Source organism: Niallia circulans NBRC 13626 (assembly GCF_001591585.1).
GTDB classification, from domain to species: Bacteria; Bacillota; Bacilli; order Bacillales; family Cytobacillaceae; genus Niallia; species Niallia circulans.
Map to the genome: position 1 here is coordinate 36286 of NZ_BCVE01000001.1, position 20992 is coordinate 57277.

40 protein-coding genes and 1 tRNA gene are annotated in these 20992 nt (G+C 34.2%); 38 read left to right on the top strand and 3 right to left on the bottom strand.

Annotation, left to right across the window (positions count from 1 at the left end; translation table 11 throughout):
• Positions 1-9: 9 nt before the first annotated feature.
• The 3 genes from BCI01S_RS00225 to BCI01S_RS00235 all read right to left on the bottom strand — a co-directional run bounded on the left by BCI01S_RS00225 (position 10) and on the right by BCI01S_RS00235 (position 778).
• Positions 10-204 (bottom strand): ribbon-helix-helix domain-containing protein, encoded by a 195-nt coding sequence (locus tag BCI01S_RS00225; protein WP_061795987.1) that lies wholly within the window; start codon positions 202-204, stop codon positions 10-12.
• An 88-nt stretch (positions 205-292) separates the two neighbouring features.
• Positions 293-502, bottom strand: a complete 210-nt coding sequence (locus BCI01S_RS00230; RefSeq protein WP_082809979.1) for a helix-turn-helix domain-containing protein — start codon at positions 500-502, stop codon at positions 293-295.
• A 30-nt stretch (positions 503-532) separates the two neighbouring features.
• Positions 533-778 carry a helix-turn-helix domain-containing protein gene (locus BCI01S_RS00235; RefSeq protein ID WP_061795989.1) on the bottom strand — a complete coding sequence of 82 codons (246 nt, stop codon included), beginning with the start codon at positions 776-778 and terminating at the stop codon, positions 533-535.
• A 207-nt stretch (positions 779-985) separates the two neighbouring features.
• Between BCI01S_RS00235 and BCI01S_RS00240 the strand changes: the two genes are divergently transcribed.
• The 38 genes from BCI01S_RS00240 (at position 986) to BCI01S_RS00405 (ending at position 20991) form a co-directional block, all read left to right on the top strand.
• Positions 986-1198, top strand: a complete 213-nt coding sequence (locus tag BCI01S_RS00240; RefSeq protein WP_061795991.1) for a helix-turn-helix domain-containing protein — start codon at positions 986-988, stop codon at positions 1196-1198.
• A 141-nt stretch (positions 1199-1339) separates the two neighbouring features.
• Positions 1340-2005 (top strand): ORF6N domain-containing protein, encoded by a 666-nt coding sequence (locus tag BCI01S_RS00245; protein WP_061796531.1) that lies wholly within the window; start codon positions 1340-1342, stop codon positions 2003-2005.
• Positions 2006-2018: 13 nt separating this feature from the next.
• Positions 2019-2321, top strand: a complete 303-nt coding sequence (locus BCI01S_RS00250) for an AbrB/MazE/SpoVT family DNA-binding domain-containing protein (RefSeq protein ID WP_061795992.1) — start codon at positions 2019-2021, stop codon at positions 2319-2321.
• A gap of 110 nt (positions 2322-2431) precedes the next feature.
• On the top strand, positions 2432-3202 hold the full coding sequence (locus BCI01S_RS25845; protein WP_061795994.1) for a hypothetical protein: 771 nt from the start codon (positions 2432-2434) through the stop codon (positions 3200-3202).
• Complete coding sequence (locus BCI01S_RS00260; RefSeq protein ID WP_235844425.1) at positions 3087-3995, top strand: DnaA ATPase domain-containing protein; 909 nt, start codon at positions 3087-3089, stop codon at positions 3993-3995. Before BCI01S_RS25845 ends, BCI01S_RS00260 begins: the two co-directional genes overlap by 116 nt.
• A gap of 11 nt (positions 3996-4006) precedes the next feature.
• A complete protein-coding gene (locus tag BCI01S_RS25095; protein ID WP_156485368.1) occupies positions 4007-4168 on the top strand; it encodes a hypothetical protein in 162 nt (53 codons plus the stop codon).
• On the top strand, positions 4168-4425 hold the full coding sequence (locus tag BCI01S_RS00265; protein WP_061795999.1) for a hypothetical protein: 258 nt from the start codon (positions 4168-4170) through the stop codon (positions 4423-4425). The genes BCI01S_RS25095 and BCI01S_RS00265 overlap by 1 nt, the downstream gene beginning before the upstream one ends.
• Complete coding sequence (locus BCI01S_RS25100) at positions 4403-4555, top strand: hypothetical protein (RefSeq protein WP_156485369.1); 153 nt, start codon at positions 4403-4405, stop codon at positions 4553-4555. Before BCI01S_RS00265 ends, BCI01S_RS25100 begins: the two co-directional genes overlap by 23 nt.
• Positions 4556-4561: 6 nt before the next feature.
• Complete coding sequence (locus BCI01S_RS00270) at positions 4562-4831, top strand: hypothetical protein (RefSeq protein ID WP_061796001.1); 270 nt, start codon at positions 4562-4564, stop codon at positions 4829-4831.
• A gap of 85 nt (positions 4832-4916) precedes the next feature.
• Complete coding sequence (locus BCI01S_RS00275) at positions 4917-5489, top strand: HNH endonuclease (RefSeq protein ID WP_061796002.1); 573 nt, start codon at positions 4917-4919, stop codon at positions 5487-5489.
• Positions 5490-5749: 260 nt separating this feature from the next.
• Positions 5750-6277 carry an HNH endonuclease gene (locus BCI01S_RS00285; protein ID WP_061796006.1) on the top strand — a complete coding sequence of 176 codons (528 nt, stop codon included), beginning with the start codon at positions 5750-5752 and terminating at the stop codon, positions 6275-6277.
• On the top strand, positions 6267-6728 hold the full coding sequence (gene ssb, locus BCI01S_RS00290; protein ID WP_061796008.1) for a single-stranded DNA-binding protein: 462 nt from the start codon (positions 6267-6269) through the stop codon (positions 6726-6728). The genes BCI01S_RS00285 and ssb overlap by 11 nt, the downstream gene beginning before the upstream one ends.
• 19 nt (positions 6729-6747) lie before the next feature.
• Entirely contained in the window at positions 6748-7041 is a 294-nt protein-coding gene (locus BCI01S_RS00295) for a hypothetical protein (RefSeq protein ID WP_061796009.1), read from the top strand.
• A 100-nt stretch (positions 7042-7141) separates the two neighbouring features.
• Positions 7142-7315, top strand: a complete 174-nt coding sequence (locus BCI01S_RS25105; RefSeq protein WP_156485370.1) for a hypothetical protein — start codon at positions 7142-7144, stop codon at positions 7313-7315.
• Positions 7293-7487 (top strand): hypothetical protein, encoded by a 195-nt coding sequence (locus tag BCI01S_RS00300; protein ID WP_061796012.1) that lies wholly within the window; start codon positions 7293-7295, stop codon positions 7485-7487. The genes BCI01S_RS25105 and BCI01S_RS00300 overlap by 23 nt, the downstream gene beginning before the upstream one ends.
• Before the next feature lie 81 nt (positions 7488-7568).
• Positions 7569-8030, top strand: coding sequence for a class I SAM-dependent methyltransferase (locus BCI01S_RS00305; RefSeq protein ID WP_061796014.1), 462 nt, complete (start codon positions 7569-7571; stop codon positions 8028-8030).
• A gap of 12 nt (positions 8031-8042) precedes the next feature.
• Positions 8043-8318 carry a hypothetical protein gene (locus tag BCI01S_RS00310; RefSeq protein WP_061796016.1) on the top strand — a complete coding sequence of 92 codons (276 nt, stop codon included), beginning with the start codon at positions 8043-8045 and terminating at the stop codon, positions 8316-8318.
• Entirely contained in the window at positions 8315-8947 is a 633-nt protein-coding gene (locus tag BCI01S_RS00315; RefSeq protein WP_061796018.1) for a dUTP diphosphatase, read from the top strand. Before BCI01S_RS00310 ends, BCI01S_RS00315 begins: the two co-directional genes overlap by 4 nt.
• A gap of 10 nt (positions 8948-8957) precedes the next feature.
• Positions 8958-9200, top strand: coding sequence for a hypothetical protein (locus BCI01S_RS00320; protein ID WP_061796020.1), 243 nt, complete (start codon positions 8958-8960; stop codon positions 9198-9200).
• Between the two features lie 120 nt (positions 9201-9320).
• Positions 9321-9725: a DUF1064 domain-containing protein gene (locus tag BCI01S_RS00325; RefSeq protein WP_061796022.1), complete on the top strand. Its 405-nt coding sequence runs from the start codon at positions 9321-9323 to the stop codon at positions 9723-9725.
• Entirely contained in the window at positions 9722-9850 is a 129-nt protein-coding gene (locus tag BCI01S_RS26105; protein ID WP_268874774.1) for a hypothetical protein, read from the top strand. The genes BCI01S_RS00325 and BCI01S_RS26105 overlap by 4 nt, the downstream gene beginning before the upstream one ends.
• Positions 9850-10338: a hypothetical protein gene (locus tag BCI01S_RS00330; RefSeq protein WP_061796024.1), complete on the top strand. Its 489-nt coding sequence runs from the start codon at positions 9850-9852 to the stop codon at positions 10336-10338. Before BCI01S_RS26105 ends, BCI01S_RS00330 begins: the two co-directional genes overlap by 1 nt.
• A gap of 2 nt (positions 10339-10340) precedes the next feature.
• Complete coding sequence (locus BCI01S_RS00335) at positions 10341-10763, top strand: hypothetical protein (protein ID WP_061796026.1); 423 nt, start codon at positions 10341-10343, stop codon at positions 10761-10763.
• A 52-nt stretch (positions 10764-10815) separates the two neighbouring features.
• Positions 10816-11076 carry a hypothetical protein gene (locus BCI01S_RS00340; protein WP_061796028.1) on the top strand — a complete coding sequence of 87 codons (261 nt, stop codon included), beginning with the start codon at positions 10816-10818 and terminating at the stop codon, positions 11074-11076.
• A gap of 53 nt (positions 11077-11129) precedes the next feature.
• A complete protein-coding gene (locus tag BCI01S_RS00345; RefSeq protein WP_061796030.1) occupies positions 11130-11585 on the top strand; it encodes a hypothetical protein in 456 nt (151 codons plus the stop codon).
• Between the two features lie 416 nt (positions 11586-12001).
• Positions 12002-12074: transfer RNA gene (locus BCI01S_RS25110), tRNA-OTHER, on the top strand.
• A 296-nt stretch (positions 12075-12370) separates the two neighbouring features.
• The gene (locus tag BCI01S_RS26285; RefSeq protein ID WP_061796032.1) at positions 12371-13291 is read left to right on the top strand and encodes a terminase small subunit; all 921 of its coding nucleotides are present in this window, start codon (positions 12371-12373) and stop codon (positions 13289-13291) included.
• Entirely contained in the window at positions 13260-14606 is a 1347-nt protein-coding gene (locus BCI01S_RS00355) for a PBSX family phage terminase large subunit (protein ID WP_061796034.1), read from the top strand. The genes BCI01S_RS26285 and BCI01S_RS00355 overlap by 32 nt, the downstream gene beginning before the upstream one ends.
• Positions 14607-14617: 11 nt before the next feature.
• On the top strand, positions 14618-15934 hold the full coding sequence (locus BCI01S_RS00360; protein WP_061796037.1) for a phage portal protein: 1317 nt from the start codon (positions 14618-14620) through the stop codon (positions 15932-15934).
• 76 nt (positions 15935-16010) lie between these two features.
• Entirely contained in the window at positions 16011-16691 is a 681-nt protein-coding gene (locus BCI01S_RS00365; protein ID WP_061796039.1) for a DUF4355 domain-containing protein, read from the top strand.
• Between the two features lie 13 nt (positions 16692-16704).
• Positions 16705-17076: a hypothetical protein gene (locus BCI01S_RS00370; RefSeq protein ID WP_061796041.1), complete on the top strand. Its 372-nt coding sequence runs from the start codon at positions 16705-16707 to the stop codon at positions 17074-17076.
• A 17-nt stretch (positions 17077-17093) separates the two neighbouring features.
• The gene (locus tag BCI01S_RS00375) at positions 17094-18140 is read left to right on the top strand and encodes a major capsid protein (RefSeq protein WP_061796042.1); all 1047 of its coding nucleotides are present in this window, start codon (positions 17094-17096) and stop codon (positions 18138-18140) included.
• Between the two features lie 47 nt (positions 18141-18187).
• Complete coding sequence (locus tag BCI01S_RS00380) at positions 18188-18427, top strand: DUF7210 family protein (RefSeq protein WP_061796047.1); 240 nt, start codon at positions 18188-18190, stop codon at positions 18425-18427.
• Entirely contained in the window at positions 18417-18785 is a 369-nt protein-coding gene (locus BCI01S_RS00385; protein WP_061796049.1) for a head-tail connector protein, read from the top strand. The genes BCI01S_RS00380 and BCI01S_RS00385 overlap by 11 nt, the downstream gene beginning before the upstream one ends.
• Positions 18782-19903, top strand: a complete 1122-nt coding sequence (locus tag BCI01S_RS00390) for a phage minor capsid protein (protein WP_061796052.1) — start codon at positions 18782-18784, stop codon at positions 19901-19903. Before BCI01S_RS00385 ends, BCI01S_RS00390 begins: the two co-directional genes overlap by 4 nt.
• Positions 19904-19916: 13 nt before the next feature.
• Positions 19917-20255 carry a putative minor capsid protein gene (locus BCI01S_RS00395; protein ID WP_061796054.1) on the top strand — a complete coding sequence of 113 codons (339 nt, stop codon included), beginning with the start codon at positions 19917-19919 and terminating at the stop codon, positions 20253-20255.
• Positions 20252-20602, top strand: a complete 351-nt coding sequence (locus BCI01S_RS00400; RefSeq protein WP_061796056.1) for a minor capsid protein — start codon at positions 20252-20254, stop codon at positions 20600-20602. Before BCI01S_RS00395 ends, BCI01S_RS00400 begins: the two co-directional genes overlap by 4 nt.
• Positions 20599-20991 carry a phage tail terminator protein gene (locus BCI01S_RS00405; protein ID WP_053215779.1) on the top strand — a complete coding sequence of 131 codons (393 nt, stop codon included), beginning with the start codon at positions 20599-20601 and terminating at the stop codon, positions 20989-20991. Before BCI01S_RS00400 ends, BCI01S_RS00405 begins: the two co-directional genes overlap by 4 nt.
• The last annotated feature ends 1 nt before the right edge of the window (position 20992 follow it).

Sequence of the window (20992 nt, forward strand, 5' to 3'; positions counted from 1 at the left end):
GCTCGGCCATTATCCTTGCATCCTCGACAATCTTTGCTGCTTCAATTGTTTAAAACCTAAACGGACAAGCTTTTCTATCGCTTGGCTGCGACTATCAATCTCGTTACGATGTTTAAACTTATCGATCATTACGAATAATTCTTCATCCAGTGTAATAGATGTTGTGGGTTTATAGTTTGGTTGTTTATAATGTCCTCTTTTCATATGTAGGACCTCCTTTTAATAAAGTAGTCTAATAGAGTAATAGTATAACGAAAAATTTGAATGGTTATTCAAGTTTTATCCCGAAAAATCATTTAACTTTATCAATAAATAAAAGATCGGAAATTTCGCAATCGAAAAGCTTACAAATAATTGCGATTGTATCAAATCCAATTTTTGTTGATGTTTCATTATAGAGTTTTGAAATGGTAGTTCTGCTTAACCCAGTTAATTTATGAACATCTTGAATATTCATTTTATGCTTGGCCATCAAAATACGTAAGTTGTTTTTAACTATCATAATTTATTCACCTTTAACACATCGCACATTTTAGTTTTTATTATCATTTTCATCTGTTTCTACTAATGAAAATAGCTCTCCAATGTCACAATTCAACACGTGGCAAATAGCTGTAATAGTATCGTAATGGATTTGGTTATTATCATTGTTATAGAAACGGTCAAGTGTTCGGCGCGCTATTGGATGTCCTTTATCCTTTAATTGTCTTTGTAATTCTGAAACAGATTTAATACCTTTTTGAACCATTAATAATGCAAGGTTATTTTTAACTTTCAATTTACTGTTTCTCCTTTCAATTTGGTTGTCCGTTAGTAAAATATACTACTAATATACAAAAAAGTTTCAGATTATGCAAATATTTTTTAACAAAGTGATAAAAAGTAATATTTTCTTAATAATTGTAATTGACGAATTTACTAACATGTTGTAAAATTTGATTATGAAGTTAGTAATCAAAGGTTACTTCAAAGGAGGTGATCTTAGATGATTATAAAGCATCGACTTAAGATACTTATGGCAGAAAACAACATTAATTCTGTTAGTGAATTAAGTAGAGAAACAAAACTTCCTTATGGAACGTTACTTAATTTCTATCATCAAAAGTTTAATGTATTCAACGCTGATTTGATTGCTGCTTTATGTACGTATTTCAAGTGCGAAATTACAGATTTAATCGTTCTTGAAAAATATATGTGAAAGGAGGTAAATACATGAGTGTTATTTACACGAACGAACTACCTCGTGGGGTAGTTTTCCAGATGGAAAACGGAAATGTATATATAGGAAAAGGAAAGTAACAACATGGGAGCTGCTAATAACTTTGTTGGAGGTAATTTAATGAATTTAACTGTAATCAATCATAACAATCAACGTGTTTTAACTACAGCTCAATTAGCTGAAGCATATGGAACAGATGTAAAAATTATCTCAAATAATTACACAAGAAACAGAAATCGTTATAAAGCTGGCAAGCATTTTATTCAGCTACTCGGAGAAGAACTAAAGGAATTTAAAACGATTCATCAAATTGATGAAAGCCTTAAATTCACTTCATCATTGTTTCTTTGGACAGAAAAAGGAGCTTGGCTGCACGCTAAATCATTAAATACAGATGCTGCATGGGATGCTTACGAAATGTTGGTTGATGAATACTATTCAACTGTCAAAGTTCTTTCAGAAAAAGAACAACTTATTGCATCTATGAAACTATCATTAGAAACAGCAGAAGAAATTAATCATATCAAAAACGATCTCGATTTAGTTAAACATCAAGTGAGTGAAGAATTAACACTTAACCATGGTCAACAACAAACATTACATCATGAAATTAAAAAACGTGTGGAGTCCATTAAAAATGATTATGAGTTAACAACAAGAGAAATTTACTCACAAATCCATAGTCATCTACGAAGAGCCTTTGCTGCTCCTAAGTATATTTTTGTAAAAAGAAAAGATTTTGAAGAAGCGTTATTGTGGGTGAGAACATGGAGACCATTAATTTGAGGAGGAACCAAATATGAAAGCGGTAGGTATTGTAAGAAAGATTGACCATTTAGGACGTATTATAATCCCTAAAGAAATAAGAGATATTCACGGCTGGGAAAACGGACAGCGAATGGAAATGTATGTGAATAAAGATAGTGTGATTTTAAAAGCTTATAATCCTCCAAATGATTTAACAGGAGATCTTAATAATCTAATTGCAAAGATTACAAATAAGGCAGAAATAAATGAAGAAGAGAAAAATCTAATATCAATTCTTAATTATACTGCTGAAAATATACAAAAAAATAAGTCCAGTGCGCCAACACTAGACTAAAAATTCACGATCATTTTTATAGTTTTTTCCCTGTTTCTAATTATATACCAGAAAATATAAAAAAGAAACAGGGAACTTTTGTTCGATTTACAAGGATTGAAGGTGAAAAAATGGGTATATATCGAGTCGTTAAAGACAAAAACTATGTGACTATTAATAAAACCGTACTCAATGACGATCAATTAAGCTGGAAAGCAAAAGGGATTATGGCTTATATGTTGTCAATGCCCGACGATTGGACTTTCTATGTAGAAGAATTAATAAAGCACTCAACCGATGGCGAAAAGTCATTTAGAGCGGGATTTAAAGAGTTAAAAGATAGAGGTTATGTAAAAAGGGTGCCAATCAGAGAAGGACAACGAATTGTATCATGGGAAACTCATGTTTATGAAACTCCTCTACTTGCCGATTTTGTACATGTAGAAAATGTAGATGTACAAAACGTACTTGTACAAAACGACGGACTACTAAGTAATAACTCTATACTAAGTAATGATATTAAACTAAATAATAATAATATATATACTTCTCCAAAAAAGAAAAAAATTAATTCTACTTCTAAAAAAACGAAACTAGCAGAATTTGTTTCTATGACTCAAGAAGAATATAAAAAGCTTATTGAACAATTCGGAGAAGAAAATGCTAATGAACGTATTGAAACATTAAACCTATACAAAGGATCTACTGGAAAGAAATATAAGAGCGACTATCTCACCATACTGAACTGGGCAAGGAAAGAGAAGAAAGGAGCAAATAATGGAACCAATATCAGAAGTAATGAAAACGCTCATGCAGAAGCATCCAAAATTAGCGCAGCGAATGAACGAAGAAAAAAACTCGCTAACATCCAATCCAATACAGATATTGACGTCTCCTTCTAGTGATTGCCCTTATAACAAGTGTGACGGAAGCGGATGGATATGGAAAAAAGATTGGTCAAAACGTAATAATCCTAATCCCAAAGTGTTGGATGAATGGAAAGAGCAATGCGAGTGTTATGAACAAATGATGAAGCAAAAACAAATAGAAAAAAGGTTAGAACTTTCTAATGTTCCTCCAATTTTTAAAAATGCAACAGTTGGTTCTTTTAATCCCAATATTTACAAAAGTAATGAAAGCATCGAGATAGCCGGGATTGCAAAAAAAGCTGCTGCTAATTACGTAACTAATTTTCTAACTATGCAACAGAAAGGAAAAGGAATCTATCTATATAGCAAAGTAAAAGGTAGTGGTAAAACAAGGCTGGCTTCCAGCGTTGCTAATGCGTTAGTGAAAATGTACGGAGTGAATATAGCCTTTTTGAAATCGGATGATCTTATGGATTCGGTTAAGAATACTTTTAACGCAGAATCTTCAATTACTGAAAAAGACATCATCAAAACCTTTCGTGAAGTTGATGTACTGATAATAGATGATGTTGCTGTAGAAAAAAATAGCGACTTCTCGGAACGTATTTTATTTAAGATATTAGATTATCGATTAGAACGATTGAAAGCAACGATATTCACGTCTAATAGAACGATTGATGATATTGGTCAGATATACAAAGAAGGACGGATAGAGAGCCGTATAAAGAAAATGGCGATAGAAATATATTTACCAGAAGAAAGTGTGCGAGATGAAGAAGCTGAAAAAGAAAACGAAGAATTAGAAAGTATATTATTTCAAAACTAGGAGGATGCGTCATGAATAGAAAAGTGGAAGTAATAACAAGTGAATATCTACCAACTTTTGAAGATCTAGTGAATGAAATTTTAGCTATCGCTGAAAATCCTAAAATTACTTACTCTACTGGAATTCATAACGGAAAACTATTATTCATTGCATTCGTGGAGTGTGCAGTGTAATGTCTCAATACTTCTACACAAACATACAAAGGGACGGAGATCATGCGAAAGAGGAAATTGAAAAAGCGATAGAAGATTTAACAGGTAGAGGATTCGAGCTAGTATATGGACCAGAATGTAACATACGACAAGCAAAGGCCTTTACACAAGATGAATATGGACGGTGCGTATTTAAAGAAAATATTCAAAGTCAATTATGGAGAGCGAGATTAAGAAAGGTAAAGGTGATAGAAAATGGAACAACAAACATTAACTAAAGAGCAATTAGATAGATATGAGATTTTTCATACAGCTTGGAAATGTTATTTAGCTGCTGGATTAGTTACTAAATCATTCGAACAATGGTTAACGCCACAAGCAAAGAGATTTATCTTACAAGCGGAGTGATTGCTTATGTCGGAAGCACAAGCTATTGGAAATATAGAAAGCACACATCTAGTTAAAACAAGATACGGAATTAGAATTGCTATGGAGCGAATACCAATTGATTGGATATGGTCAAATAAAGAAGTAAGAGAGTTTAAGAAAATGTGGAAAGAAAATAAACCACTAAAAGAAATAGCATACGAGTTAGATAAAGACGAATTCGATTGTCTGCCGATGGTTTTAGAATTATTGTACCTGGAGGAAATAGATCCACGAGAAAATTGGCATATATGGTAGGCGGATAAGATGAAAAATAGGAAACTTCTGGTTATAAACTTGAACAATAGTTCAATAAAAACTTGAATGAGGAGATGTTAGCCAAATGAATAGCGAATTTAATCCATATCCGAAAAGTAAACAGTTGGCAGGACATCAAAAGGAGAAAGATAGACCAAAGTTTAAAGTGCAAAAACCAAAGAAGAAGCGAAAAACGAAAGTAAATAAGAATATTGAAATGTTTCACAACCGAAAAATACCCCACTGGAAGAAACGCGGGGAAGTGAATCGGAAGACAGCAAATGAAACACTAAGATTCTATGGGGAAGCGTGCGCTATCTGTGGAAATCTTAACTATCAACTTCATCACATTATGCATAAAGGCTACGGTATCGGCGGTAGAGGTGTTTGGAGAAACCTAGTCCCATTGTGCGAGTCGCATCATACAGGAGCAGAGGGAGTACACACTATCAAAGTACTTGATCAGTTTTGGAAAGATAAACATGAAAAGTTGTTTGGTCCTCATTATTTCAAAGATGCTTGGGATCTATGGATGGAAGGACACATCGAGAATCCAACACAAGAGTTATATGAAAAATTCATGAAGCAGGAGGAAGAGCGATGTCAAAAGATAGTTGGCTCAAATGGCAAAAACAAATTATCCGAGAAGAGTATGTGAAAGATGGTGCTGCTAATGACAAGAAGAGTAGTAACACATCACGGAATATCAAGGGATAATGAACCTTTAACAGTTATCACAATATATGAACCAAAAGTAAATAAAGAGCAAATAAAGAAGCTCTCACCATATTGTAAAACGCATCAGGTACTTATTAAGACGGGCAAATCTTATGATTTTAAGTAAAAATGCGTAAATAAATCCATTATCCGTATTAGTGAAGATATACGGGAACACGCAAGAGAACGGAGTGATGTATTTTGCCAGCGTTAAAAGAAAAGCAAGTATTCTACACTATATTTATTAACGGGATTCCTTTAAATGTTACTGGGAGAAAAAGAACAAATAAGGGTTATGTTGTGTTGTGTATCAAGAAACATCCAAATTCAGATAGAAACGGTTATATTTTCGAACATCGAGTGATTATGGAAATGTATTTGCAGAGACTTTTAACTGCTGATGAAATAGTACATCACAAAAATGAGATTAAACATGATAATCGCCTAGAAAATCTGCAACTAACGACTAATAAAGAACATACAACTTTACACAATTTAGGTAGGAGTTTTAGTACTGAAACAAAAGCGAAGATGTCAGAAAAAGCTAAACAGCGTTTAGAAATCAAGGAAAATCATCCTTCATATAAAAAAATTGAAAGAGCAGTTTTGAAGGCAGTAGTGGTGGAAAAAGGGCCGACTTTAGCAGCTAAGCACTTTGGAGTAACAAGGAAGACAATCTATAACAAAATAAAAGAATTCGGATTGGAGAAAGAAATTAATGATAAATAGAGTTGTTTTATGCGGAAGATTAACTGCAGATCCGCAACTAAGATATACGTCATCAGGAGTGGCTACAGCGAGTTTTACGCTTGCGGTTAACCGAACCTTCACGAATCAGCAAGGAGAAAGAGAAGCAGACTTTATTAACTGTGTAGTGTGGAGAAAAGCAGCAGAGAACGTAGCGAATTACCTTAGAAAAGGTTCACTCGCGGGGGTTGATGGAAGAATCCAAACACGCAGCTATGAAGGCCAAGATGGAAAACGTGTATATGTTACAGAAGTTATAGCTGAATCCGTTCAATTTTTAGATACAAGAAATAACGATAGCCAATCAAATAATCGGAACAATCAATCTAGTAATCAATCAAGCCAGCAAAACAACAATCGAAGTGGTTACGTAGATGATCCGTTTGCGCCAGGTAGTCAAATAGATATCTCGGATGATGATTTACCATTCTAATTAAGAAAGGGAGAAAAGCATGCCTATTGTTGATATAGAAAAAACAAAGCAATTGGAATTTGGTTATGGAGATATAAATGTTGCTCCTGGATTATTAGCATTAGAAGGTGAATCTATTGGAGTAGTAGCATTTATGAATAATAGCAGTAGAGATCGAATCGGAAAATATACAGAGTACCCAGAGAATACTACGATTCAAGTTACGGATACCCCAGTAAGAATGCTATTTGAAAAAGTAGAAAGCATTGACGTAGTAATACGAGCATTTGAAAGTGCAAAAGCAATGATGATTAAAGGTGCTACAAAGTTATGAACCTAAGAAAAGCAACACTACAACAACTATATTACCTAGCACGTTATACAGAATATAGAACAGCAGCACAAAGTGAGTTATCAAGGAGATTAAAGCAGCAGTGAAAGAACAAAGGCCACCTATCTGTAATTGTCCTTTTGCAGATAGGTGTATGGATTTAAAGCAATGGCTAGAAGCGGAATATCGAAGAATGGACAGTAAGCGCAGTATAGAAAAGTGTTATTACTACAACAAATGGGAGAGTGTACAGCATGAACAACTTACAATTAAGTGATAATGACATTTTGGCAATGCATACGTCTTTAAAACTATCTATGCAGGGGATTGAGAAACATTGTGACTACAACATATTCGCATTAGACGAAGAAACAAAAAATATGTATATCGACATGGCGGAATTAAGAGAACGAATTGAAATGATGTTTTTCCCAGGACTGAAAGAATAAACAATTAGATAATACGAAATAAATAATTATTAGCTTCACTCTCCTTCCTTCGGGAGGGAGAGAATCAAATAGAGAAGGAGAATGACATTGCAAAGAATTTTAGATGCCTGCTGTGGAAGTCGAATGTTTTGGTTTGATAAAGAAAATGAAGATACCATTTTCATGGATAAACGAGAATTGGAAACAGAATTATGCGATGGACGAAAATTAATAGTTAAACCAGATGTAGTAGGAGATTTCCGCAATATGCCATTTGATGATGATAGTTTTTACTTAGTTGTCTTTGATCCACCACATTTACTAAAGGCTGGTGAAGATTCTTGGTTGGCCAAAAAGTACGGGAAGCTAAATCAAGATTGGCCAAAAGATATTGCTGCAGGATTTAACGAATGTATGAGAGTTCTAAAACCAAATGGAACACTAATTTTCAAATGGAATGAAGACCAAATAAAGCTAAGTGAAGTATTAAAATGTTTTGATCAAAAACCACTGTTCGGAAATAAACGAAGTAAGACTCATTGGCTTGTATTTATGAAAAATTAGGAGGTTGTGAGAATGCCAGAATCAGCATTTAAAGGAACTGTATTAGAAGGTCGTGAACGCAGATATACAGTGTTAAACGAACGCGATATTCAAAAGTACTCAAGTCCTAAATGGATAAATAATATGAATCACGCAATTAATGATGTGCTAGACGATGTTCATGCCGGAAGAGTACATGATGGGAAGAAACCTTATAACTCTTATATTGTCATTAATGTAGATGAGCCATATGTAGATGAAATTATCGAAGTGATGAAAAAGCATGGACATTGGGAGGAATCAAAATGAACCTACAAAAACTATTTGAAACACAAAAAGTCCTTAGAGATAGAATCGGCTATAAAGGTGAAGATCGTTTTGAAAAATTAATATTAGCATTGCAAGTAGAGATAGCTGAATGTGCGAATGAGTTTCGTGGCTTTAAATTTTGGAGTAAGAACCAAAAATCAAATTTAATTGATGTTGTATTAAAAAGTGAATACAGAAAAAAGCATAACGTAATTGAAGGTTTTACAAAGTCTGGTACACGTCGATTAATTCTTGATGACATAGAAATACCTTTTACAAAGATAGATGAATTTTACGAGATAAAAAATCCACTCCTTGAAGAATATGTGGATGCACTTCATTTTCTTTTAGAAATCGGATTGGAACTTAAGTATACAAATTTATCATTAGCTTCATACGAGACACCTAGCATTGAGTATCAGTTCAATGAGGTAATCACGGCTTGTTGCAAAGTTAGGGAATCAGTGGAATCGGATTGGCAGGAAGAAGAAAAACAAGACGAGTTTGATAATCTTTGCATGGGATTTATCGGATTAGGCAGAATGCTCGGCTTCACATGGGAAGAGATAGAGACGGCTTATTTTGAGAAAAACAAGATAAACCATATAAGACAAGATACAGGATATTGAGGTGTGATAAATGGCTGATAAATTAAGATATTACAAAGTTGTAGAAACAGATGGAATGTCAGCAGATGAGCTTCAAAAAACATTGAATAAAGCGACAGACGGTTTTCCAGAAATGCAAATAGATCATGTAATTGGAACTAAGATCATATTAGGTTATGATTCTATGCTAAATGAAAAAGGAAGAGCAGAAGCGAGATTATTAAACAAACTAAATGCTGCCACAAGAAGTGCAGCGGGCAAACTAGGTGTTTGACCATGGAAAGACAAGACATGATATCAACTCTAGAACACATAACTCACTACTCATACGAATACTTACAAAGCTTAAAACCAATAGAATTAACGAAACTATATAACGAAAAGGCTGGTGTAAATGAGAAACAAGTACGGAAACAAAAAGGTCGTAGTAGACAACGTAAAGTTCGACTCAATAGCCGAAGCAAAGTATTATGAACAATTAAAATGGCTGCTGCAGGCTAAACAAATTAAGTCATTCAAATGTCAGCCTAAATTCTTGTTGCAGGAAGCATTCAAAAAGAATGGAGAAACTTTTCGAAAGATTGAATATATAGCAGACTTTGAGATTCATAATCTAGATGGATCCATTGAAATAGTGGATGTAAAAGGAGCAGAGACGAAAGAATTCCTCATCAAGAAAAAGCTATTTTTAAAGAAGTATGATTATCCATTAAAAATCGTCACTCTAGATAAAACACTGGGATGGATCGAGTTAGATAAGCTAAAAAAACTAAAATCTGGGAGAGTGAAGAAGTTATGATGCATGTTATCTCGTTTGGTGTTGGAGCTTTAGTTGGAGCAGTTATAGTGGCAATGTGTACTGTTAAACCTTACGAAAAAGGATATGAGGATGGATTGAATAATTTGTACGGTGAGAAATACTAATGCAACAGCCTATTCAAGAAGAAATTTTGTCGCCAGAAGCATTAAAGGCAGCTATTAAAAATGAGCTGCCTAAGGGGGCAAGCTTAGCAATTGCAACTCATAATGATTTATTGAAATCAATCAATGCTATGGAGGAGAATCTTGATTCCCTTTCTCCGTTTCAAATAGCAAAGCTAGAGCATTATTACAATCGAGCAGAAAGAGAAGCATGGAAGATCGCTGGATACTATAAGAGCCAATATCAATTTTATTTTGGAAGAGCTGCAACTGAACGTGGACAGAGTTATGTATATGAGCGGGAGACAAATAAAAGAGCCATCAATGATTCTAACTATGCCAGTCGGATTGTAGAAGGAGTCAATTTAGAAAAGTCAGGTATCTATGAAGGGTACTTTGTTACTTGGAGAGGAATCGCTTTAAGTTACCAAGGCATGCAGAATACACTGAAAGATATGTTGAAGGCTATAATGTCAGAAGGTGGCGCTTGATTATGTCTAATAGGCAATTAAAGAAGATGTTCGGCAACGAAATTATATACGCTGTATTAAATTATCCTTGGGAAAAGATAGGAGAGAATTATTGCTCTTATGAATGCAAAAGAATCGAAACAGAAAATTACTCATTTAGAATAAAATATCAAAAATGGAATCTAACTAAAAGAGAAGTTAAAATTTATGTTAACAGTAAATTAGAGGTTATAAGTTTCAACTTATTCAACAAAGTGTATTGGGTACTACTTAAAAATGAACGAAGAATAAAAAATGGAATCAAAAATAAAAAGAACGATTTTTGGATATCAGCTATTAAAGAATTAAATAGACATCATGCTGAAAAAGAAATAGCAAAAATCCAACAAACTATAGACAATCTAACAAAAATAGAAAAAGAGTTTTTTAAAAGATTGGAAAAATAAATATGGTATAATAGATATATAGAAACCTTGTTAACGAACGGAGGTTAATCAGATGGAATTAAATGAAATACGAATAGAGCAATTAAAGTTATTAGGACAAAAGTTGGCGGATGCTTTTAAAAGAGCAAAAGAAAGTTTTTTAGCTGCATGGGGTATCTTGCTCAAAAAAATAAAAACAATCCCTAGAATAGTAGAAAAAAGACAAGATAATCGTTTTAATCCTCCAATTCAACAGACAAGAACAAATTATAAAATGCAGCATCAAGTAATTGAAAATAAACCTCGATATATGATGAGAAAGATAATCTATTAATTAGTAACAAAAACTTGAACAATAGTGAAAGTTATATAGAAAAGAGGGAAAGCATGACAGCGGGATTGATAGAACAAATAGGCCCATTAAACACATTGAAATTTTACCAAGATGTATGTAACCAAGTAGAATTTTATGAGGAATTGGTGGAAAGTATAGAAAATGAATGGAAAATACAATATAAACTTTTAAGCAGCAACCCTACTCCTAATAGAAATGGTGGATTAGTGCCTGTTCCAATGGATATTGTAGCAGGAAGAATGGATAAAATAAGCGATAATTATGACCATATGAAGCAAACGTTAGAATTTAGTAAGAAAATGAAAGAGAAAGCGGAACAGATACTATCAACGTTTGATGGAATAAAACACAAGATCATTTATTGCTATTATGTACAGGGAATGACACTGAAAGAAATAGCAGCAGAAACAGGATATAGTTACGATTACATCAAAAAGCTTAAATCGCAAATTGGCAGGGAATTAGACGGGGAAAAACTTGAACAATAGGTCACATTTTGTACACTGACACCTTGAAAAATGTGTGATATATTAATAGTATCAAATAATAATAAATTATTACCTACTTTATTACTATTTGGTCTTTCTCCTTTATTTGATTCTATTTTTCTAATTCCTTTCCAATATGTTCTTACCTTCTTTCTAAAGGCGCATTGATGTAAAAGTCGAGCGCCTTTTATTTTTCGGTTTGCCTATTTTGCGGTATCTGCATGACACATTAAGGAGATATGATATGAAATTAACAATACAAATCAAATATCATTGGTATATGCATAAGATAAAGTCGTTTATATTTGGTAAATATTCTACTAACGCACATCCTCATTTAGGAAAAGCTGTAGCATTAAGTATTATCAAAGGAATGAACGATTACGATAAAAAAATAAGGAGACACTCCTAAACGTATGGGCGCATGTTCCAAAGTGGCGAGTTGGTCACCAAAACCGACTGTGATAGGTTCGATTCCTATCGCCTATGTTGACAAGTAAATAAGTAATAAGCGTAATGAAGCTCTATTCATTATTTAAAACATATAACTAATATATGTTTGGCTATACGTCACGCACAGAAGAGAGTTAAGTAGGGAAGATTCACATGATATTGGGCGAATGCTTATAGTTGCATGGGGTGAATCAGATATAAGAGTGGTTGCTTATATCAGTTTCAATATATTGTGTGTAAGATTGTGTATGAAGTATATGGTTGTTGACACTCTATTACAAGAGTGTCTTTTTTGTTATTTGTAAATAATGGAGGTGGCAGGTGAATGTAAAATGAATTGGGAAGAAATCAGAAATGAGTATGAAAAAACAAATATTACATTGAAGGCACTAGCCGAAAAACACGATATCAAACTCGGTACATTAAAGAGTAGAAAAAGCAGAGAAGGTTGGTCAAGAGGTGCTCCTAAAAAAGATTCAACCGAACTTAAAAAGGATGCAACCCAAAAACAAAAGGTTGCAACCAATAAGACAAGAGATGCAACTACTTCAGTTCAGGAATATGCTCCAGAATTATCACTTGATGATTTCTCAGAAGAGAGCGGATTAACTGATAAACAAAGCATGTTTTGTCTTTTTTATGTGAGAACTTTTAATGCAACACAGGCAGCAATCAATGCAGGGTATTCTCCAGCAACTGCTCATGTACAAGGTCCGCGTTTGTTAGGAAATGTTAGAGTTCGTGAGGAAATCAAACGAATTAAACAAACAATGACTGGCGAGTTATTTATAGATGCTATGGATGTACTAAATAAGTACATTAAGATAGCCTTTTCTGACATTACAGATTATCTCACTTTTGGCCAAAGAGAAGAACCAGTTATAGGTGCATTTGGTCCTGTAAAAGATGAAGATGATAGACCATTAATGCAAGAAGTTAACTTTGTAGATTTCAAGCATTCAAATGTAGTAGATGGAACACTTATCACAGAAGTGAAACAAGGCCGTGATGGTGTTTCTATTAAGTTAGAGGATAGAAAATGGGCATTAGACAAGCTATCGAAATACTTTGATCTATTCCCTGATGAGTTTAAGCGGAAAATCGAGGAAGAGAAGCTTAAGATTGCTCACTTCAAACTACATGGCAAAGAAGAAGAGGATGAATATGAAGATGATGGTTTTGAAGATGCTTTAAATGCAGTGACTTCGGAGGTGTGGTCAGATGGTAGCGACTCAACCGAAGAAGACAGTTAAAGAGTTTTCCTTTTTAACAAGAGCACCAAAGAAAAAGAAACCAGCACCTTTTAAATTCAAGCCTTTTTCTATAAAGCAAAAACAAGTACTTACCTGGTGGAGAAAAGATTCACCGATGAAAGATAAAGATGGAATCATTTGTGATGGTTCTGTACGTGCCGGTAAAACGGTCGTAATGTCTTTATCTTATGTTATGTGGGCAATGGATACATTTCATGAATGTAATTTGGGCATGTCGGGAAAAACGATAGGCTCTTTTCGTCGTAACGTGATAACTCCATTAAAAAGGATGCTAAAGGCAAGAGGATATAAAGTTAAGGACCATAGAGCAGATAACTTCATGACTATTACTTATAAAGGTAAAACAAATTACTTTTATATTTTTGGTGGTAAAGATGAAGGCTCGCAGGATCTTATACAGGGTATTACGCTTGCTGGGATGTTCTTTGATGAAGTAGCATTAATGCCTCAAAGCTTTGTTAACCAAGCAACTGCTCGTTGTTCTGTTGACGGTGCGAAATTTTGGTTTAACTGCAACCCAGCTGGACCATTTCATTGGTTTAAAGTTGAGTATCTAGACCAATTGAAAGAAAAGAACATGGTTCATATCCATTTCACGATGGATGATAATCTTTCGCTTACTCCTAAAACGAAAGAGCGCTATAAGAGGATGTATAAAGGTATATTCTATCAGCGCTTTATTCTTGGTTTATGGGTGCTTGCAGAAGGTATTATTTTTGACATGTTCGATAAGGAAAAACATGTTGTTGCAACTGAAACAAGAAAATACTCCAAGTACTATGTCAGCATTGACTATGGTACTCAGAACCCGACAACTTTTGGTTTGTGGGGTCTTTGTGGTGATGTCTGGTATAAAACAAAGGAATATCATTATGATGGCCGTCAAAAGAGCAAACAAAAGACAGACCAAGAATATCTCGAGGATTTAAAAGAGTTTGTTGCTGGTATCAGTAATTTTAGAGGGGTTATCGTGGATCCGTCTGCTGCTAGTTTTATTGCTCTACTTAAAAAGAATGGATTTAAAGTAATTAAAGCCAAAAATGATGTATTAGACGGTATACGTAATATGGCGAGTGCTTTAAATAATTTAATGATCAAATACAACGATTGCTGCAAGGAAACATTTCGTGAGTTTTCCTCTTATATTTGGGATGAAAAAGCAGCTGATCGTGGAGAAGATAAACCAGTTAAACAGAATGATCACCAGATGGATGGTGACAGATATTTTGTAAATACGATTCTGTTTAATAGAAATAAACTTGGTACTATGGATAAAAAATCATTTGGTTTATAGGAGGTGATTACTTGCTGAAAATAAGAGTTAATAAAGCTGTTGGAATCACAGAAGATCTTATTACAAATATAATCGCTATGTGGGATAGTGGAAAAGAAAATGAACGTCTTTTAAAGCTAGAAAAGTATTATAAAGGCGAACACGATATTCTTGATCGTCCTGTAGATGGAGATAAGCCAAATAATAAGTTGGTAATTAACTATGCAAAGCTTATTACTGATAATGCTACGGGTTATTTTATGGGCATTCCAGTTACTTGCGAGAGTGACGAGAAAGAATTTATCAATAAAGTATTTGAAATCTTGGATGATAATTCGGAAGAAGATATCAACTTTGAACTTGCTAAAACCATGAGTAAAGCTGGAAGAGCTTATGAACTTATTTATGCAGATGAAGAAGCTAATGTCCGATTTAAGGAAATTGATAATAAATCAGTTATCCCTGTTTATACAGATGACATTCAAGAGAGGTTACTTTTCGCAATTAGACATTACACTAGTGAAGATATATCAACTGGTGACAAAACGAATAAAGCAGAGGTTTATACGTCTGATGAAATCATTTATTATGAGTCAACCTCAAATAAACTAACAGAAGTCGAAAGAAAAGAACATCATTTCGGAGAAGTGCCAATTAATGAGTACATTAATAATAATGAAATGATGGGTGATTTCGAAGTAGTTCTTTCTCTAATTGACGATTACAATAAATCTCAATCTGATAGTTCAAATGACTTTGAGTACTTTACAGATGCCTATTTAAAACTTGTTGGGATGGATGCCACAGAATGGGCTGATGTAAAAGAAATGAAGAAAAACAGGGTTATTATTGTTCCTCCAGAAGGAGATGCGGGATGGCTAATTAAAGAGGTCAATGATGCCGCAACGGAAAATTATAAAAATCGATTGCAGAATGATATTCATCGAATTAGCCAAGTGCCAGATCTTACAGATGAAAAGTTTGCTGGAAATGTATCTGGTGAGGCAATGAAATATAAGTTATGGGGCCTAGAGCAAATAGCAGCTATAAAAGAGCGTAAATTTAAAAGCCCCTTAATTAAGCGCCTTAGATTGATTACTAACTTTTTAAATAAAAAAGGCGCAAATTATGATTACAATAAAATAAATCTTAAATTTCATCGAAATATCCCTAAGAACCTTATTGAATTAGTAGAAATGGTACAAGATTTAGGTAGTACTGTTAGTCAAAAGACAAAACTTGGTCTGTTGCCATTTATTGATGATGTGGATGCGGAGATTAATCGTATTCAAGAAGATGGAAAGCGTACAATAGGAGAAATTTACGAGGGTGCAACTAAAATTATTTAACACTTCAATAAGAAGTGTTTTTTTATTTCTGCAACTTACAGGCGCGAACTGTAAGGGGCATTAGGAGGATATAAAAATGTTTGTAAAAATTGGCGGTAAATTAGTTGGAGTACCATTAATGTCACCAGATACTGGTGGAGCAGGAGATGTTGGAGGAACTCAAGGAACAGATACTGGAACTGGGCAAGGGCAAAATAATCTCAATCCTGATGACGGAAAAGGAACAATCGAACTTCCTAAATCAGAAGAAGAATTAAAAAAGCTCCTACAGAGCGAATCCGATAAGAGGGTCACAGATGCCTTAAAAACAGCCCAAGCAAAGTGGGAAGCTGATTATAAGCAAAAGTTAGAATCAGAGAAAGCAGAGGCAGAGAAACTTGCTAAAATGACTGCTGCAGAGAAGGAGCAAGCACTTCTTGATAAACAGAAAAAAGAGATTGAGGATAGAGAAAGGGCCATTCAACAAAAGGAACTTAAACTTGAGACAATCAACATTCTGAATGAGAAGAAGTTGCCTATTACTTTTGCTGACCTTTTACTTGCTGATGATGCTGACAAAACAAAAGGAAATGTTGATACTTTTGAAAAAGCTTTTCGTGAAGCGGTTGATGCTGCTGTAACAGAAAGATTAAAAGGAAATACGCCAGGTAGCGGTAGCACTAATCCTAGTGTGATCAACTATGGCCAAAAGGCTGCGGAAGCTAATAAACAAAATAATGCTTCTCTTGAAGAAGCTAGAAAATCCTATTTTAAGTAAGGAGGAAATATAGATGAGTAAATTTGAAACTACATCTTATACAAACAAAAAAGAAATTCTAAAGTTTCCAGATCATTACGTGAATGTTGCTGTAACAGTGAGTGACACAGGCGTTACAGCAAATATTGATGGTAAGAAAATTGTACCTGCAGGAACGATTGTGGGTGGAGGTTTCTTAGCAGACGAAGCAGTTAATGCAGTTAAAGCTACAACGACAGAAGGTGTATCTAATGCAGAAGGTGTTCTATTTAATGATGTAGATGTAACTTACGGTCCAGCGCCTGGAGCTGTACTTATTCATGGATTTGTAGCAATCGATAAATTACCTGTAGCGCCATCTGCTGAAGAACAAGCAGCATTAAAACAAATTACATTTTTGAAATAAGAGAGGAATGAATATATATGCCAACAATTTTTGATTTAGTAAATGCTCCAAATATCGCAACATATTATCAAGCTAATCCATCTAATGCTATTCCTTATTTAGGTGCAACACTTTTCCCACCTAAGAAACAACTTGGATTAGATTTGAGTTGGATTAAAGGTTCAAATGGATTGCCGGTTGCTTTGATGCCGTCTGAATTTGATGCTAAAGCAACTTTAAGAGATCGCATCGGATTTGACAAAGTACAAACAGAAATGCCGTTTTTCCGTGAAGCAATGAGAATTGGTGAAAAAGATCGTCAAGAATTAAATCGTCTTGCAGCTTCTAATTTAGATAGTATGATTATGCCAGTTATAAACAATATTTATGATGATGTAACTAAGTTAGTGAATGGTGCGATGGTACAACCTGAAAGAATGATCATGCAATTACTTTCAACTGGTAAAATAGCAATCACAGCAAATCGATTAAGTTACGATTACGATTATAAAATGTCTTCTGAACATAAAGAAACATTAACAGGTAGTGCGGTTTGGAGTGATTACACAGGTTCTGATCCAGTAAACGACATCATTGAATGGCAGGACAAAGTAGAAGATGATACAGGTTTCCGTCCTACGAATGCTATTTGTACTCGTAAAACATGGAATTACTTGATGAAGAACAAGTCTATTCGTTTAGATATGAATCCTATTGGTGGTCAAAATATCATCATGACAGATGCTATGCTTAGAAGCTATTTATCTGAAAAACTAGGATTATCAGTTGCTGTTTATAACAAAAAATTCGCATTGCAAGATGGATCCACTAGCTTATTTTATCCCGATGATCATTTCACTTTACTACCAGATGGTAACTTAGGTAATACATTCTTTGGTACTACGCCAGAGGAAAGTGATCTAATGACTGGCCAATCTACTGCTGACGTTTCAATTATTAACACTGGGGTTGCCATTACTACAATCAAAGAACCGCATCCAGTAAACGTTGAAACAATTGTATCTATGATTTCACTGCCAAGCTTTGAAACGATCGATAACATCTTTATTGCAAAAGTTAACTAAGGAGAGGGGTTTCCCTCTCCTATCTTATTTGAAAGGAGCTAATAAAAATGGCTAAAAAAGAAACTGCGGAAGATAAAAAGGTAAGAGAAGCCGAAGAAAAAAAGAAAGCTGAGGAATCAGCAAATCTTGAAGAGAATAATCAATCAGAGGTAGAAGAAACAGTTAAAGTGAAACTTAAAGCGAATATCAAATATAATACAGAACGATTTAAAAAAGGACAAAAAATAGAGATTAAGAAGTCTGATTATGATTCATTTTTAAAAGAAGGGCTTATCAATGAGAGATAAAGTCCTTGAAATTATTAAGCGGCGCCTAAAACTTGAAGATGAGTCTCTTGATGATTTAATCATGGATTATATCGAACAAGCAGAATGGAAAATAAGAAACTATTGTAATCTTAAAGTGGTTCCTGAAGGCTTATTGTTTACTTGGGCATCTATTGCTATAGAATTATTCAAAATAAATCATCCAAATGAGGAAGTAGTTCAAAGTTTAACGGATGATTCATTCAATTCTTTTACTGTAGGTAAATTTTCAGCTACGAAAAACAGTAGCCAAAATCAAGGTACAACTAATAGTGCGGATAATTTACTTACTTCATATAAAAGTGAATTAAATGCATTTAGGCGGTTGAAAACAATATGAATCCTGAAAAACAGCAAGAATTATCAAATTCAGTTACTGAAATTTATCTTGCTATTGAGGAACAAATATTAATTAACTTTGCGAGACAACTTAAACAAAGAAAAAGGTTGTTGAAACAAGATTCTATTGAGAAATGGGCTGAATATCAACTATCTCAATTAGAAGCCTTATCGCAACAAAACATAATCACTATAGCGAAATATAGTGGATTAGCGATCGATGAGATAACTAAGCTACTTCAAGAGATTGGTTATGCTGCCGTTAATCAAGTTGATAAGGATTTACAAGAAGCGGTGAGAAAAGGGGCTATAATCAAGCCACCAACAGAACCCAGCTCTTCACTTCAGCCTATATTATTAAGTTATCAGCAACAAGCAATAGATAAATTTAATATGGTTAATACGACCATGCTAGAACAGTCAAAACAACAGTATAAAGACGTTTTGAATAAAACAGTAGGGAAAGTATTAACAGGGACTATTACGCCTAGCCAAGCGCTAAGAGAGACTGTTAGTGAATGGGCAGAAGATGGTATTCCTGCATTAATAGATAAAGCAAATAAGGAATGGACACCTGAAGCTTATATAAATACAGTCGTGAGATCCATAAGTAATAGAGTTTCTAACACTATACAGGATAATCGAATGGATGAATATGGTGTGGACTTGATTGAAGTATCAGCACATATGGGTGCAAGGCCGCTCTGCGCTCCTTACCAAGGAAAGATATATTCTAGGAGTGGAAAAAGTAAAAAATATCCGCCTTTTAGTGAAACTAGCTATGAAAAACATATAGCTGGTTTATTCGGCATCAATTGTGGCCATGTAAAGTATCCATTTGTTGAGGGAGTTTCTGTTAAAAGAGAGATTGAAATCAATAAAGAAGAGAATGATGAAGCTTATAAATTGTCTCAACAACAGAGATATCTAGAAAGGCAAATTCGACATGCTAAAAAGCAATTAAACGTCATGAGTGCTATGGGTGATGATGTAGGTGTTCAAATGGCCAAGCAAAAAGTAAGAGAACGACAGGCTAATATGAGAAGATTCATAGATGAGACTGGAAGAACCAGAAGACGTAATCGAGAACAATTAGCTTATAATAATCCTAGAGTTTAAAGAGGTGTAAAAAGTGAATATACCTCCAATACCAAAGAAATTATTGATCCATACTATTGAATATGAAGAATTTGTAAAAGATGGATCATTTGGTGAAGAATTTGCGCCTGCTGAGACCATCTCTTTTGTGTTGGTTCAACCATCCAGTAAATTACGAAGGGATGGAAATGGAGAAGAAGTCCAAACACTTGGAGTAGTCTTTTTAGACGCGGTAAACACACCTAACTTTAAGCCTTTGAAAGAAAAGTCTAAGGTTAGATTTAAAAAGAAGGATTATCGAGTGATTGAATGCGAAAGCCTTTATACATTAGATCCAGATATGCCCCATCATTACGAGGTGAATTTGATATGAGCAGGGTAAGAATTCGAACTAATTTAAACGGTATAGCTAGACAAATAACAAGAGCAAAAGAAAGAACTCAATACGCACTGGATAATCAGATTTTAAAAGACGATAACGAATTTATTCCTGCAGACACATGGAATTTACGTGATTCTTCCATACGTGGTTCTATTATAGGTCAAGGGATTTTACAATGGTCAACACCATATGCAAGGAATCTTTATTATAACCCGCAATATAATTTTTCTTTGGATAAGAATCCTAAAGCGGGTGGTATATGGCATGAACGAGGCAAAGCAGCATATGGCGATGACTGGACTAGACTTGCGCAAAGAGAAATGGAAGATAACCTATGACAATGGATTTTTTAGAGAGATTAGTATATTTATTAGATGCCCAAAAGTATTATTCAACGGTACTTTCTCCTGTACTTGGAACAGGAAACAGCATTGCAGTAACAACTTTACCTTCGAGAACTTATCAATACTACATGGATGGATCATACAGCCAAGGATATGCCTTCCAAATCAGCACAAAGCATGATCAACAATTAGTCGCTTATAATACATGCCAATTGATTGTTGATTTTTTAAAGGATAGAAAGTCTATACCTAGTGAAAACAACTCGTATGAGTTTGAAGGAATAGACATACAAACAAGCCCAAACCTTCTTATGAAGGATGATAAGTATTACATTTTTACAGCGCAACTAAGCGCTAATTTACTAGTTTACAAGGGGGATTAAC

Excerpts from the sequence above, each read along its gene's own strand:
- BCI01S_RS00240 (WP_061795991.1), top strand. The coding sequence starts at position 986 with ATGATTATAAAGCATCGACTTAAGATACTTATGGCAGAAAACAACATT.
- BCI01S_RS26285 (WP_061796032.1), top strand. The coding sequence starts at position 12,371 with ATGAATTGGGAAGAAATCAGAAATGAGTATGAAAAAACAAATATTACA.
- BCI01S_RS00230 (WP_082809979.1), bottom strand. The coding sequence starts at position 502 with ATGATAGTTAAAAACAACTTACGTATTTTGATGGCCAAGCATAAAATG.
- ssb (WP_061796008.1), top strand. The coding sequence starts at position 6,267 with ATGATAAATAGAGTTGTTTTATGCGGAAGATTAACTGCAGATCCGCAA.
- BCI01S_RS00305 (WP_061796014.1), top strand. The coding sequence starts at position 7,569 with ATGACATTGCAAAGAATTTTAGATGCCTGCTGTGGAAGTCGAATGTTT.
- BCI01S_RS00335 (WP_061796026.1), top strand. The coding sequence starts at position 10,341 with ATGTCTAATAGGCAATTAAAGAAGATGTTCGGCAACGAAATTATATAC.
- BCI01S_RS00270 (WP_061796001.1), top strand. The coding sequence starts at position 4,562 with ATGTCGGAAGCACAAGCTATTGGAAATATAGAAAGCACACATCTAGTT.
- BCI01S_RS00380 (WP_061796047.1), top strand. The coding sequence starts at position 18,188 with ATGGCTAAAAAAGAAACTGCGGAAGATAAAAAGGTAAGAGAAGCCGAA.
- BCI01S_RS00365 (WP_061796039.1), top strand. The coding sequence starts at position 16,011 with ATGTTTGTAAAAATTGGCGGTAAATTAGTTGGAGTACCATTAATGTCA.
- BCI01S_RS00315 (WP_061796018.1), top strand. The coding sequence starts at position 8,315 with ATGAACCTACAAAAACTATTTGAAACACAAAAAGTCCTTAGAGATAGA.
- BCI01S_RS00355 (WP_061796034.1), top strand. The coding sequence starts at position 13,260 with ATGGTAGCGACTCAACCGAAGAAGACAGTTAAAGAGTTTTCCTTTTTA.
- BCI01S_RS25845 (WP_061795994.1), top strand. The coding sequence starts at position 2,432 with ATGGGTATATATCGAGTCGTTAAAGACAAAAACTATGTGACTATTAAT.
- BCI01S_RS26105 (WP_268874774.1), top strand. The coding sequence starts at position 9,722 with ATGATGCATGTTATCTCGTTTGGTGTTGGAGCTTTAGTTGGAGCAGTT.
- BCI01S_RS00225 (WP_061795987.1), bottom strand. The coding sequence starts at position 204 with ATGAAAAGAGGACATTATAAACAACCAAACTATAAACCCACAACATCT.
- BCI01S_RS00325 (WP_061796022.1), top strand. The coding sequence starts at position 9,321 with ATGAGAAACAAGTACGGAAACAAAAAGGTCGTAGTAGACAACGTAAAG.
- BCI01S_RS00320 (WP_061796020.1), top strand. The coding sequence starts at position 8,958 with ATGGCTGATAAATTAAGATATTACAAAGTTGTAGAAACAGATGGAATG.
- BCI01S_RS00250 (WP_061795992.1), top strand. The coding sequence starts at position 2,019 with ATGAAAGCGGTAGGTATTGTAAGAAAGATTGACCATTTAGGACGTATT.
- BCI01S_RS25100 (WP_156485369.1), top strand. The coding sequence starts at position 4,403 with ATGGAACAACAAACATTAACTAAAGAGCAATTAGATAGATATGAGATT.
- BCI01S_RS00370 (WP_061796041.1), top strand. The coding sequence starts at position 16,705 with ATGAGTAAATTTGAAACTACATCTTATACAAACAAAAAAGAAATTCTA.
- BCI01S_RS25095 (WP_156485368.1), top strand. The coding sequence starts at position 4,007 with ATGAATAGAAAAGTGGAAGTAATAACAAGTGAATATCTACCAACTTTT.
- BCI01S_RS00405 (WP_053215779.1), top strand. The coding sequence starts at position 20,599 with ATGACAATGGATTTTTTAGAGAGATTAGTATATTTATTAGATGCCCAA.
- BCI01S_RS00265 (WP_061795999.1), top strand. The coding sequence starts at position 4,168 with ATGTCTCAATACTTCTACACAAACATACAAAGGGACGGAGATCATGCG.
- BCI01S_RS00295 (WP_061796009.1), top strand. The coding sequence starts at position 6,748 with ATGCCTATTGTTGATATAGAAAAAACAAAGCAATTGGAATTTGGTTAT.
- BCI01S_RS00390 (WP_061796052.1), top strand. The coding sequence starts at position 18,782 with ATGAATCCTGAAAAACAGCAAGAATTATCAAATTCAGTTACTGAAATT.
- BCI01S_RS00385 (WP_061796049.1), top strand. The coding sequence starts at position 18,417 with ATGAGAGATAAAGTCCTTGAAATTATTAAGCGGCGCCTAAAACTTGAA.
- BCI01S_RS00400 (WP_061796056.1), top strand. The coding sequence starts at position 20,252 with ATGAGCAGGGTAAGAATTCGAACTAATTTAAACGGTATAGCTAGACAA.
- BCI01S_RS00275 (WP_061796002.1), top strand. The coding sequence starts at position 4,917 with ATGAATAGCGAATTTAATCCATATCCGAAAAGTAAACAGTTGGCAGGA.
- BCI01S_RS00300 (WP_061796012.1), top strand. The coding sequence starts at position 7,293 with ATGAACAACTTACAATTAAGTGATAATGACATTTTGGCAATGCATACG.
- BCI01S_RS00245 (WP_061796531.1), top strand. The coding sequence starts at position 1,340 with ATGAATTTAACTGTAATCAATCATAACAATCAACGTGTTTTAACTACA.
- BCI01S_RS00345 (WP_061796030.1), top strand. The coding sequence starts at position 11,130 with ATGACAGCGGGATTGATAGAACAAATAGGCCCATTAAACACATTGAAA.
- BCI01S_RS00330 (WP_061796024.1), top strand. The coding sequence starts at position 9,850 with ATGCAACAGCCTATTCAAGAAGAAATTTTGTCGCCAGAAGCATTAAAG.
- BCI01S_RS00375 (WP_061796042.1), top strand. The coding sequence starts at position 17,094 with ATGCCAACAATTTTTGATTTAGTAAATGCTCCAAATATCGCAACATAT.
- BCI01S_RS00310 (WP_061796016.1), top strand. The coding sequence starts at position 8,043 with ATGCCAGAATCAGCATTTAAAGGAACTGTATTAGAAGGTCGTGAACGC.
- BCI01S_RS00340 (WP_061796028.1), top strand. The coding sequence starts at position 10,816 with ATGGAATTAAATGAAATACGAATAGAGCAATTAAAGTTATTAGGACAA.